This window comes from Paenibacillus sp. cl130 (assembly GCF_900116035.1).
Taxonomy (GTDB): Bacteria; Bacillota; Bacilli; order Paenibacillales; family Paenibacillaceae; genus Paenibacillus; species Paenibacillus polymyxa_B.
Map to the genome: position 1 here is coordinate 216033 of NZ_FOYG01000007.1, position 12257 is coordinate 228289.

Here is a 12257-nt window from a genome sequence, read left to right on the forward strand (position 1 = left end):
ATCCATAGGTCATCATTCTGAGGTGAATAACCCTTGGTGCAGACCGCAAAGAACGAGCATCGGGTAGGAACAGGTGGACAAGTTTGAAAATAGTAAGTGAAAAAAATGAAGAAAAAGGTAGGGTAAGAAACTAGAAGTGATCGAGGAGGTTGATAAGCAAGTATTAAAATACAATTTAAAACAAAAGAATGAAACATATGGTATCTTTTGAATCTAGTATAGTGTCATAAAATCAGATATTCAAGCATTTTTTTGAATTTTATTCCTTTTTTTCTTTAAGAAGAGAAAAATCTCTTCCATTTTCGAAGCAAATGCAAGTCTTCATTGTGCACTTGGTTTCGGAGATTAGAAGAGATTTTTCGGCATTCAGCAACAAATTTAAAAGAGTGTTATCTGCCGCTATTTACTGGTAAGGGAACCGAAATGGCTCCGTCTGGAAAGGAAGATTTGGTTTGCTGCGATCTGCGGCACAGACTCGTACATTCTCGGAAAGCCATTTGCCTGCATCCACAGCAATGATCCTGATTCACCAGCGCAAGGGCAGCCGTAAGGGCCTCTCCTGTATGTTCGAAAAAATGCTTTTGTCCAATCATGTCGTAGCATCCGGTTTTCTGTAGTAATGCCAGCGGTTGAGGCTGGAGTCCGGAAACAAGCACCGTCCCGCCAGACTTCCGGTATTTCTGAATTAATGCGGTAAAGTTACCTTCTCCCGTCATATCCATAAAAGGGACCTTTCCCATACGCAACAACAAAATCCCTTGTAGGTGGTCAGTCTGACCTCCCACACCTGAGTTTTCCAATACCGAAGCTGCACCGAAAAATAGAGGGCCTTCCACATTGTAAATAGCCACCTGTGGACAATCATGCTGATCTGTGACCATATGCGCGCCTACTTTTTCATGTTTTACAGAAGGATCAGGAAGTACCTTGTCTACTGAAAGTGTATTGCTCATACGTTTAACAAACAATACAACCGCCAGAATTAAACCCACCTCCACAGCCGTTGTCAGCGTCGTAAATACCGTCAGCAAAAAGGTGACAACCAGCACAATAGAATCCGCTGTCCGCGTTTTGAGAATGTGCGCAAAATGCTTGCGCTCACTCATATTCCACGCTACTACCATCAGCACCGGAGCCATACTGGCCAACGGAATATTAGATGCATAAGGTGCAAAAAGCACCAGAATGAGGAGCACCACGAACCCATGTACGATGCCTGACATAGGAGAAACAGCACCGTTACGGATATTTGTGGCGGTGCGGGCAATTGCACCTGTCGCAGGAATACCTCCGAACAGCGGTGTCAGCAAATTAGCAATCCCTTGTCCAACCAGTTCACGATTGCTGTTATGCCTGGCTCCCGTCATACCGTCAGCTACCACCGCTGAAAGCAGAGATTCAATAGCTCCCAGCATTGCAATAACAAGTGCTGGCGGCAAGAGTTTCACGATCAAATCCCACGTCATCACAGGAATATGTAGCTCAGGTAAAGATGCTGGAATTGCGCCATACGCAGATCCAATGGTAGCCACCTGCCCTGGAAAAAGTAAAGCTGCCACCAGCGTTGACAAGAGTAGGCCAACCAGTGAGCCGGGTATCTTGGGCCATTTTTTAGGCACCAAAATAAGCGCGGCAAGACAGATACAAGCCGTCAGGATACTATATACATTCAGTGAAGGAAGTCGATGGATGAGCTCTGCCATGGAAGGCAGAAAAGTTTCATGTCGCTCTACCCCGCGCAAGCCGAGAAAGTTAGCAATCTGACCGCTGAATATTGTCACGGCAATTCCGGCCGTAAAGCCAATTGTTACTGGCTTGGGAATAAACTTAATCAGTGCCCCCAGCCTTAGCACACCCATTAAAATGAGCATAATGCCCGCCATAAAACCGGCTATGAGTAGGTTCTCATAACCGTATTGCATGACAATAGCCAGCAAAATCGGAATAAATGCACCTGTAGGTCCTCCGATCTGGAATTTGGACCCTCCCAGCAGCGAAACCAAAATTCCCGCAACAATGGTCGTATACAGCCCATATTCCGGCTTTACTCCTGATGCAATGGCAAACGCCATACCGAGCGGAATCGCCACAATCGCTACAATACTTCCGGAAATTAGATCCTTTCGCAAAGCCCCTGCGTTATAGCCTTCGAACCTTCCTATCCACTTCATTCCTATAACCCTTCTTTTCTGTAATAGCATTACTTCTCGTTACGTATACCTTCCAGCAACGAGATAGCTTCGACCAAATGATTGTCAAAAATCCGCCGCGCCACCGCAAGCAGCTCCGTCAAAAGCGGATCACGTAGTGAATACACAACCGATGTACCTTCCTTGAAGCTGTTCACCAAATTTTTGGCCCGTAAAACGGCCAATTGCTGCGATACGGCAGAACCTTCGGAACCGAGCGCAGTCTGCAGCTCGTTCACATTCCGTTCTCCTTCACTCAGCACCTCCAAAATGCGGATGCGCAGAGGGTGAGCCAATGCTTTGAAAAAGTCGGCCTTAAATTTCTGGAGATCTCCTTCCATGCCTGCTCCGTCCCCCTCACAGAATTGTCCTATAAACGATCAACAATATCTGAATATTTGAATATTCAGTACAATAACAGCTTTGGGCCAATTGAACTATGATGTTACTCACACTTCACCATGAGTAAAGTCACATTCTCCCACACTTCTACCTTTCAGGGGTTGACAGCTTCCACAGGTTTCCATTAACATAGCAATTAACTTTAAGAAAAGGGGGCCGACAGACATGACCGAGCTTTATATGATAACGACAGACAGGCAGCACGATACAACCACATATTTGAGTTTTTGTCTCATCGGCCCCGTTCGGGCGACATGATGGGCGATATCACGCTGTCTGACGGCGTGATTAGCCAGGCTTTTTTATTTTCTTATGCTATTGGAAGAACAAGTTATTTTACGTATTTATGATGTGTTGATCATAAAATGTAATGACACTTTCGGTGCAGGAAGCCGTAGACGACAAGTCTGCGGTTTTTTTTGTTTTTTAAATCTTTTTATGCAAGTATTTATGAATTTACATGAAGAAGGGAACTACCCATTTATATGAATATACAACATACAACCAACTCGTCCTTGCATGAAGGACCATACAGCCATCTGATGAAGCTTCCAGCAGGTGATCTAACCGTATATGCTTCTCAGCAACTTTTCTCCTCACTAGATTACAAGGTGTTCGAGATGGCTAATAACAATTTACAAATTCCAGGTATCCGCTATATGGGATACACACCAGATGTACATGTAGGCGTCGGAACCTGCATCGGTACGACTGCTGTATGGGGAATGGAGGACGGCTATGTATCTCCCTCCATCGTCGGCAGTGATATTGGCTGCGGCATGCGCGTACACCTGACCAATCTGCACAAGGATGCTTTGAAGGAAACCAAGCTACGCCGCAAGCTGGTCAAAACCATCGACAAATACTTGCCCATGGAAGCCCACCAGCGCGGGCATTATTCGGATATCCGACTGGAGCATATTGTACGCAAGGGTCTACACGGCTTACCCAACAAATATATTCCGGACAGCTACACTCCTAAGAAATCCACCTCACTCACCCATGTAGAGCACAGTAAGTTCTCCTTTGACGAGGAGGTGCTGAATCTTGTCGAAGACCGTACATGGCATCGGGCTCACCGACAGCTCGGCACACTGGGTGGAGGCAATCATTTCGTCGAAATTCAGGCGATTGAAATCGCGGAGGAAAACCGCGAAACAGCTGAAGCGTGGGGTATGTTCGACGGTCAGGTGGCTGTGATGATTCATTCTGGATCGCGGGCTTGGGGTGGAGCAGTCAGCCAGGCCAGTTCATCTGCTATTGCCAAGACGATGAGCCGTCTCGGACTCGGTACCTCCGATCCAAGACTGGTATTCGCACCGCTGGACCATCCCGAGGCTGCACATTATGTCGATATGATGTATTCGGCGCTAAATTATGCCGTGGTGAACCGACATCTCATCGCATACTCGGTGCGTGAAGCCTTCCGCGACGTCTTTGGTACAAAGTGCGAGTTGCGTACTTTATACGATCTAATGCACAATTATGCTTGGGAGGAATCCCATCCGGATCACGGCAGCGTGTTTGTGCATCGTAAAGGTGCTACGCGTGCTCTTCCAGCAGGACACCCCGACAATCCGCGGCCTTATCAGGCGACAGGGCATCCGGCCCTGATCCCCGGCTCTATGGGGACAGCCTCTTATATTATGGTAGGTTTACCGGGCGGTCAGGATAACTTCCACTCCATTTGTCATGGAGCAGGCCGTATTCGTTCGCGTTCTGCGACCAAACGACTCGTCAGTGTGGACGATTTTGCAGGGGCCCTGGGTGTAGGGACAGACGACGAAATTGTGGTCAATCAGGCATCACTGGAAAGCATTATCGACGAATCTCCGCAAGCCTACAAAAATGTAGATGATATTATCGAAAGTGTCACCGGGGCAGGACTCGCAGCAGTTGTAGCCAAATGCAAGCCGCTAGCCGCCCTGAAAGGAGCCAAATAATTTGAGTATAGACATCCCAGCTATTTACGAATTTGATGAACGTACAGATGGGCGCATTACCGGTTATGCCGCTTATGCCCGTCTGATCGACGGTATCAGTGAAGCACTCTATAACCGCTACGGCGTAAAATACGTGCTGTATGCCAGCGATGATCCCAATATTGAGTATTGGGATTTACTGGAGGAGGACATTCGTGCAGGCAGTCCCGATCTGGAGCATGTAGCACGGGTCTTCGATCGTCTGGAGGAACGCACCATCCAGTATGACGATGACGGGCCGACTCCTGAATATGGCGTGCATCTGTCGATGCGTAATAATGTATTCGCCTATCCCAAGTGGGGCATCGCGCTGGCGCGAGTTCCCTTTTTCCGTGAGAATGGCGTGTACAATGAAGATTACGTATTTGCGATAGGCGACCAAGAGCTGCAAGGCTTCCTCGCGGGAGTACGCGGTCGTGAACGTAAGCAGAATATGAAGCGTGTCACCGTTTTTACCGACACAAGCCGTGGACTTTCTCGGCAGGCAGAGCCGATAACCCGCGCAATTACGCGGGATGACGTGATTTTGAAAGCGGAAATCAAACGGGATATTTTCCGATCACTTGATCAGTTTTTTGAAGCGGATCGTACCTTCTATCAGACTTATAACATTCCTTACAAGCGTGGTATTCTGCTATACGGCCATCCGGGCAACGGTAAAACAACACTTGTAAAATCAATTGCCAGCAGTGTACCGGGTCCGGCAGCCTACTGGCAAATTACGGAGTATACAACCAGTGAATCGGTCAAAGAGGTGTTCGAGGCGGCTACTCGCCTGGCTCCGATGGTACTGGTTATTGAGGACATTGATTCCATGCCTCAGGAGGTGCGTTCTTTTTTCCTGAATACCCTCGACGGTGCTACATCCAAGGAGGGCATCTTCCTGATCGGAACGACCAATTATCCCGAAAAAATCGACCCAGGTCTGATGAACCGGGCAGGGCGTTTCGACCGGGCTTATGAAATCAGTTTGCCTGACGAAGCGCTGCGACTGGCGTATCTCAAGCTGCGCAACTTCCTTGTTTTTGCAGGGGAAACAGGTACACAGAAGGCGGCAGCCATGACTGACGGGTTTTCGCTGGCACAGCTCGGAGAACTGTATGTCAGCACTGCTCTGGAGTGGCATGAGCAGGGAAAAGCCGATATTGAACTGATTATCAAAGGTATGCGAGGCGAGCTCGATAAGAGCCGTAAGCAGGACTGGTTAAAAAATGTGGCCGAAGGACGAGTCGGGTTCTTCTGAGTTATCCTTTCATTGCCTTATCAAGAAATTTATGTTACGTTTATAAATAATAAAGTATCGAAAGGGTGACCTTAAGCCAATGATCTACTAATCCTATTCCACCGAAGAAAAAAATCGTAATCTTACGAATTTTCTGGATAGGATTAGTGTAGGCTTTGGGTATTCACGATAAGAGCATTGCTTCTTTGATGGGAGCAGTGTATCTTCTTGTTCGCACGTCTACCTCCTATCCAGAAACCAATGGATAAGGAGGTTTTTTGCATGAAAAGAATACTTGGAATCCTAATGATTAATATCTTCATCGTTATGGTGGGCGTTGGTTTAATTACCCCCATCCTGCCAGAACTGATCATTGAGTTTGGAGCCAGTGGACGGGCGATCGGTTTATTGGTAGCAGCCTATGGCATGACACAATTCCTGCTCTCTCCCCTGACTGGACAGCTGTCTGATCGATATGGGAGAAAGGCATTCATCGTCGTAGGTGTCATTGTTTTTGCTGTGGCTAAATTTATCTTTGCTATTGGAGATGAGCTGTGGATGCTGTATACCTCAAGACTTCTGGAAGGAATGGCAGCAGCCCTGATTGTTCCACCCATGATGGCATATGTAGCGGATATTACAACAACCGAAGAACGCGCCAAAGGAAATAGCCTGCTAGCCGCAGCCATGTCATTCGGATTTGTTATTGGACCTGGACTGGGTGGTCTTCTTGCAGGATATGGAACGAGAGTGCCGCTTTACGCAGCGACAGGTGCTGCTATGGTTGCAATTATTTTTTCAGTGTTTTGTTTGCCTGAAAGTTTATCGAAAGAGCAAATGAAAGCAGCACGGGCAAGAATGATTCAGAAGGAATCTATTTACAAACAATACGCGAGATCGTTGAAGTCAAAATATACGATGCTCTTTGTACTTGTCCTGGTGATGACCTTTGGACTCGCTAATTTTGAATCTGTTCTTGGTTTATATGTAACGAACCGCTTCCAATTCTCACCTCAAAATATTGCTGTCATTCTGACCGCAGGTGCTGTGATCGGAGTCGGTATGCAAGCATTAGTTGTTGCTAAAATAATCAATAAGTTTGGTGAACAAAGGGTGATCAAAGAATCGCTTCTTTTCACCTCAGTTGCTTATATTTTATTTCTCTTAGCCAAAAATTTTTGGAGTATCTTCCTTGTCACTTCCCTTATTTTCTTTGCCACAGCTATGCTTCGTCCAGCTCTTAATACACAATTATCGAAGATGGCCGGGAATGAGCAAGGATATGTAGCGGGTATGAATAATGCCTATATGAGTGTCGGGAATATTTTAGGCCCTACTCTTGCGGGATTTTTGTTTGATGCAAATCTGTTCGCTCCATTCATAGCAGGCTGTTGTATTCTGTTGATTACTTTTTTGCTTACATTAAAATTGAAATAAAAGAGGACAACTGATGAGCAAAAGGCAGCTACGGGTTCGAGGCTTATTTTTCAATGCCCGGCTGTAGCTGCCTTTTTATTCAGTCTAAACGCTTATTTTAATAAATACTGTAATTCCCTTTATTCCGCTTCCCCGCTCAGACGATTCAAAAACTGAATAGCCCGTGGACTGGTGGGCTGCTCCAGAACCTCATGCGGCGTACCCTGCTCAACGATTACACCCTGATCCATCAAAATCACATGGTCCGCGACCTCAGCTGCAAATTTCATTTCATGGGTGACAATGACCATGGTCATCCCTTCGGCGGCCAGTTGCTTCATGACCTTAAGCACCTCGCCTACCAACTCGGGGTCAAGCGCAGAGGTCGGCTCGTCAAACAATAGTACCTCAGGTTCGACCGCCATTGCCCGGGCAATACCGACCCGTTGCTGCTGTCCTCCCGATAACTGATGCGGATAGGATTCCGCTTTATCAGCCAACCCCACTTTTTTAAGCAACTCCAATGCACGTTTGCGCGCCTCATCCTTGCTCTTTTTCTGAACCGTGACTTGGCCCTCCATCACATTTTGTACTGCTGTCATATGCGGGAAGAGATTGTAGGCTTGAAATACCATCCCTGTCCGCTTGCGCAGCGCCAAAATGTTTTCTTGCCGGAGCTTCGTTCCTTTCGCAAAATTCAGTACAATATCCCCTACTTGGATCTCTCCTTGGTCAGGAATTTCCAGCAAATTCAAGCAGCGTAAAAGCGTTGTTTTACCAGAACCTGAAGGACCGATGATAACAAGCACTTTCCCCTTACCCAACGTCACGTCAACACCCTTAAGCACTTCCAGCGAGCCGAACGATTTGTGTATATTCCGAATTTGGATCACCGGTACAATCTCCTTTATCTGACGGAAAAACGGCCTAGTCGCTTCTCCAGGTAATTTTGCAGCACAGTCAAAATGGTGCTAAACAGTAGGTAAATAATCCCCGCCTCGGTATACACCAATAGCGGTTCGTATGTGGTAGCTACAATCTGGTTAGCCGTTCTGAACATTTCCACATAGGTGATGGTCGCAGCCAGTGAGGTATCCTTCACTAAGCTGATGAATGAATTAGCCAACGGAGGTACGGACACACGGGATGCTTGCGGAAGCACGATACGCCGCAATACTTGCCAGCGCGTCATACCCAGAGAGTATCCCGCCTCCCATTGGCCTTCCTGAATGGATATGATAGCCGCACGCATAATTTCAGAGCTATAAGCCCCTACGCTGAGGGTAAAGCCGATCACTGAAGCAATAAACGGGTCCAGTGTAATACCCACGGAAGGTAAACCATAGAAAATAATATACAATTGCACCAGCAAAGGAGTTCCTCGAATCACCCATACATAGAAGCCGAAAATCAGCTTGAGTATTCTCCATTTGGACAGCCGGGCCAACGCTGTAATCAGCGCCAGCACGAGTCCCAGAGCAAAGGAGATAAGCGTGAGCGGAATCGTAAAAGAAACCCCTGCTTTTAGCAGAGGCAATAATGAATCGATAATGATTTGTATTTGACGATCATCCATTGTACAGACATCCTTTGAAAAGATAGGTTTGAGAAGATTCAGTTCGACTTGGCGAACGTTTGGTCTTCATTTATTATTTGGATACGTCAGCTCCAAAATATTTCTCGGAAATTTTCAGGTACGTACCATCAGCCTTCATATCAGCCAGCGCTTTGTTTACTTCCTTGATCAAATCTTCGCTGCCTTTATTGAATACAGCTGCGCTGTGTGAAGCATCTGGAGATTCGTCCACCTTTTTGATGGGTGCGTCAGGCTTTTGCTTTTTCAGATCGAGATAGGATAATCCATCATTGACGGTCGCATCCACCCGTTTGGAAGTGAGGAGGTCGATGGCTTGGTTGAATCCCTCTGTTGCCACAATTTCCGCACCGTTGCTTTTCGCGATTTGAGTCAGGTTACTGGTCAGGGACTGCCCAGCCTTTTTTCCTTTTAGATCAGCAAATTTCTGGATGTCTGTATTGTCTTCGCTTACGATCAGAACTGCCTTGGAGACAATGTACGGATCGGAAAAATCATATTTTTGCTTACGCTCATCTGTAATGGATACTTCATTAAAAACCGTGTCAAACCGCTTGGAGTTCAACCCTGCGAATATGCCGTCCCATTGCGTCTCGATAAACTCCGGTTGTACCCCTAGGCGTTTACTCACTTCAGTCGCAATATCGACATCGAAGCCTGTCAGCTTACCAGCAGCATCATGGTAGGTAAACGGAGCATAGGTACCTTCCGTGCCAATTCTTAGCTTGCCGCTTGCTTTTACAGATTCAAGAGTAGCTGTAGCAGTAGTATCTGCTTTTCCATTATTAGATCCGTTATCTCCGGTAGATGCATTATTGGTACTGGCGCCTTTATCGTTGTTACCGCAGGCCGAAACCAGCAATGCCATCACGATGAGTACAATCGGCAAAAAACTAAATTTTTTCATGGTATCCACACTCTTTCCCTTTTTCTTGATAACCTAGCACGCGGCTGGTCATTGAATAGTACATCATTCATTTTCACGCGTCAATGCTTTTATCCAATAATCCCTATGCAAAAGGTAAGTTATATATCTTTGCAGCCTAAAGTTATTCTAGGTTGACTCTTTCATTGGCAGGCTATTCATTACAACTCCCCTCACAGCAACTTTTTCTGTACCCTTACGTTAGAGATTTCGTATAATAGGTTTTAATATGCAGTTTAGAAATATACCGGAGTGTGATCATGGATACCCAAAATTCAACCTTATCCTCTACATCACCTGAAGGAAGTCACTCGGCCTGGGCTACCTTCACTTCACCTTTAAAACAATCCAAAGCGTTCACCCTGTTGTGGCTTGGACATTGGATCGCAATGTTGGGGAGCTCAGTCACCACAGTCATTTTGCCACTGGTTATCTATTCCCTAACAGGCTCGACTACTATCATGGGACTGGCGATGACTGTTTATATGCTGCCTAACGTACTTATTCTGCCTTTCGCAGGAATGATCGTGGACAGAATTGACCGAATTCGTCTCCTTCTGTTTACGAATATCGCCCGGTTTGGACTGATGTTCATTGCGGCAGTGCTGATGTTTACAGGCGGGATGAAATTGCCGGTTCTATTCGTTGGCCTAGCGTTGTACGGATTGATGGACGGTATCTTTAATCCTGCTTATTCTGCCTTACGCGCACAGGTGTTCACACCGGACATACGTAATGCAGCTAACGCGCTTAGTCAGATCAGTATACAAGCCGTCCGTCTACTTGGCCCTCCGTTAGGAGGCTTCATTGTATCTTTTTCCTCACCGGGTGTCGGCTTTGGACTGGATTCCATCGCTTATCTGATATCTTTTGCCTGTTTTTGGATGCTGAGCGCTCATTTGGCCTCCATCATCGGCAAAGGTCAGGTAGATCCAGAACAGCAAGATCAGGGTGGACAGCATTTTCTCAAGGATTTTATCGCAGGCTTTATCATTCTCAAAAGCCACCCCTGGCTATGGATTACGATTCTTGCCTTTTCCTTCATTAATATTTGTTATTCAGGCATTATCGCTGTACTTATTCCGTGGCTGTTCAAGGTTCATCATGGCTACAATCCAGTCATATACGGCATTGCGATGGCAAGTAGCGGCATTGGCGCCATGCTGGGGGCCTTTGTGTATGGATCACGCAAACATTGGAAGCATCGCGGTCTGCTCGCATACTTAGGTGCTTTTGTCAGCGGCCTTGCTTTACTACTGTTGTCTGTAGTCACTTGGATGCCAGGACTGATTATGAGCATGATGCTCGAAGGATTTGGCATTATGATATTTGCGATTATCTGGGAGACAAGCCTTCAGGAATTAGTCCCAGCCGAGTCTTTTGGACGTGTAGCTAGTCTGGATCTAATGTTTTCCTTTGCCCTGCTCCCTGTCGGCTATCTGGCCGTAGGTGCTGTAGCGGATAAGCTTGGTGGTATGTTCACAATTGGCATGTTTGCAACCATCGGCATGTGTATCGTGCTCGGCGTTCTAAGTGTTCCTCATATCAGGCGTTTTCAATAGGAAAAATTCGTCACTTTTCCTCAAAAAAAGCTGCTCCCACAGGTTCTTTTTCGAACCTTGCGGAAGCAGCTTCTTTCCATTTTTAGCCTTGTGCCCATAGGGGCTAGTCTATTCAATAATTCGTAAAGTTACCCTCTACTCCGTCCAACGGAACGGAAGATCAAGCTTACAATCACGACCAGCACAATCGCACCAATTAATGCAGGAACGATGTAGAACGATCCGATTTCAGGACCCCAGTTTCCCAGAATCAAGCTACCCAACCATGCGCCGATAAAACCAGCGATGATGTTACCTATCACGCCACCCGGAACATCACGACCTGCAATAATTCCTGCCAACCAACCAATAATACCACCAACAATCAATGCCCATAACCAACTCATTTTGCGTCACCTCGTTTAAGTTTTTATCGTTGTGTTCTATTATTAACCACTCGAACTCCTTTTGAACACACAAAAGACGATTGGTTAATATTACCACAGAACGGAACACTGATTTAGGGACTTGATACCATCTTACGTGCCTCTACGACTATTTATACCCCTTGTGTGAAAAGTGTGTCTCATATGCGTTTATCCTTGTATTCCTGCTTTTTTTGTGCCATCCTCACATTATGGCTTCATTAATGTCACTTCATGCATAAGTTACAAAAATAACAGATTTTAAGGAGTGACCCCAACTGGAGTGTCGAGTAGGATGTGCCGCGTGCTGTATTGCCATTACGATTTCTTCCCCTATTCCCGGCATGCCAGATGGAAAACCAGCTGGTGTTCCTTGCCCTCAGCTCACTTCCGATTACCGTTGCCGATTGTTTGGCAAACCTGAGCGCCCAGTTGTATGCAGTGGATTCCATGCTGATGAGGATACGTGTGGAAGCACTAATGAAAGAGCATTTGAACTGCTGAGAAAGCTGGAGGAGTCAACTTTACCGGGTAAAACTTAAGGAGAAGTTCATTCTATAT

General features: G+C 46.4%; 11 protein-coding genes. 5 read left to right on the top strand and 6 right to left on the bottom strand.

Annotated features, from left to right (window positions below):
* Positions 1-389: 389 nt before the first annotated feature.
* Together BM358_RS19510 and BM358_RS19515 are read right to left on the bottom strand one after the other, a co-directional pair.
* Positions 390-2171 carry a SulP family inorganic anion transporter gene (locus BM358_RS19510; protein ID WP_023989820.1) on the bottom strand — a complete coding sequence of 594 codons (1782 nt, stop codon included), beginning with the start codon at positions 2169-2171 and terminating at the stop codon, positions 390-392.
* A 29-nt stretch (positions 2172-2200) separates the two neighbouring features.
* On the bottom strand, positions 2201-2530 hold the full coding sequence (locus BM358_RS19515; protein ID WP_013311437.1) for an ArsR/SmtB family transcription factor: 330 nt from the start codon (positions 2528-2530) through the stop codon (positions 2201-2203).
* Positions 2531-3076: 546 nt separating this feature from the next.
* Here BM358_RS19515 and BM358_RS19520 point away from each other — a divergent pair.
* The 3 genes from BM358_RS19520 (at position 3077) to BM358_RS19530 (ending at position 7232) form a co-directional block, all read left to right on the top strand.
* Positions 3077-4534, top strand: coding sequence for an RtcB family protein (locus tag BM358_RS19520; protein WP_028542491.1), 1458 nt, complete (start codon positions 3077-3079; stop codon positions 4532-4534).
* A gap of 1 nt (position 4535) precedes the next feature.
* Positions 4536-5816 carry an AAA family ATPase gene (locus BM358_RS19525; protein ID WP_023989822.1) on the top strand — a complete coding sequence of 427 codons (1281 nt, stop codon included), beginning with the start codon at positions 4536-4538 and terminating at the stop codon, positions 5814-5816.
* Positions 5817-6077: 261 nt separating this feature from the next.
* Positions 6078-7232 carry an MFS transporter gene (locus BM358_RS19530; protein ID WP_028542490.1) on the top strand — a complete coding sequence of 385 codons (1155 nt, stop codon included), beginning with the start codon at positions 6078-6080 and terminating at the stop codon, positions 7230-7232.
* Between the two features lie 119 nt (positions 7233-7351).
* Here BM358_RS19530 and BM358_RS19535 read toward each other — a convergent pair whose 3' ends face one another.
* The 3 genes from BM358_RS19535 to BM358_RS19545 all read right to left on the bottom strand — a co-directional run bounded on the left by BM358_RS19535 (position 7352) and on the right by BM358_RS19545 (position 9712).
* Positions 7352-8104, bottom strand: a complete 753-nt coding sequence (locus tag BM358_RS19535; RefSeq protein ID WP_028542489.1) for an amino acid ABC transporter ATP-binding protein — start codon at positions 8102-8104, stop codon at positions 7352-7354.
* A gap of 14 nt (positions 8105-8118) precedes the next feature.
* Positions 8119-8787 (bottom strand): amino acid ABC transporter permease, encoded by a 669-nt coding sequence (locus tag BM358_RS19540; RefSeq protein ID WP_028542488.1) that lies wholly within the window; start codon positions 8785-8787, stop codon positions 8119-8121.
* 73 nt (positions 8788-8860) lie between these two features.
* A complete protein-coding gene (locus tag BM358_RS19545) occupies positions 8861-9712 on the bottom strand; it encodes an amino acid ABC transporter substrate-binding protein (protein ID WP_023989826.1) in 852 nt (283 codons plus the stop codon).
* Between the two features lie 278 nt (positions 9713-9990).
* On the opposite strand from BM358_RS19545, the gene BM358_RS19550 reads away from it, so the two are divergent.
* Positions 9991-11292 (top strand): MFS transporter, encoded by a 1302-nt coding sequence (locus BM358_RS19550; RefSeq protein ID WP_028542487.1) that lies wholly within the window; start codon positions 9991-9993, stop codon positions 11290-11292.
* A 128-nt stretch (positions 11293-11420) separates the two neighbouring features.
* On the opposite strand, the gene BM358_RS19555 is transcribed toward BM358_RS19550, so the two are convergent.
* On the bottom strand, positions 11421-11678 hold the full coding sequence (locus BM358_RS19555) for a GlsB/YeaQ/YmgE family stress response membrane protein (protein ID WP_023989828.1): 258 nt from the start codon (positions 11676-11678) through the stop codon (positions 11421-11423).
* Between the two features lie 296 nt (positions 11679-11974).
* On the opposite strand from BM358_RS19555, the gene BM358_RS19560 reads away from it, so the two are divergent.
* On the top strand, positions 11975-12238 hold the full coding sequence (locus BM358_RS19560) for a YkgJ family cysteine cluster protein (RefSeq protein WP_176716855.1): 264 nt from the start codon (positions 11975-11977) through the stop codon (positions 12236-12238).
* The last annotated feature ends 19 nt before the right edge of the window (positions 12239-12257 follow it).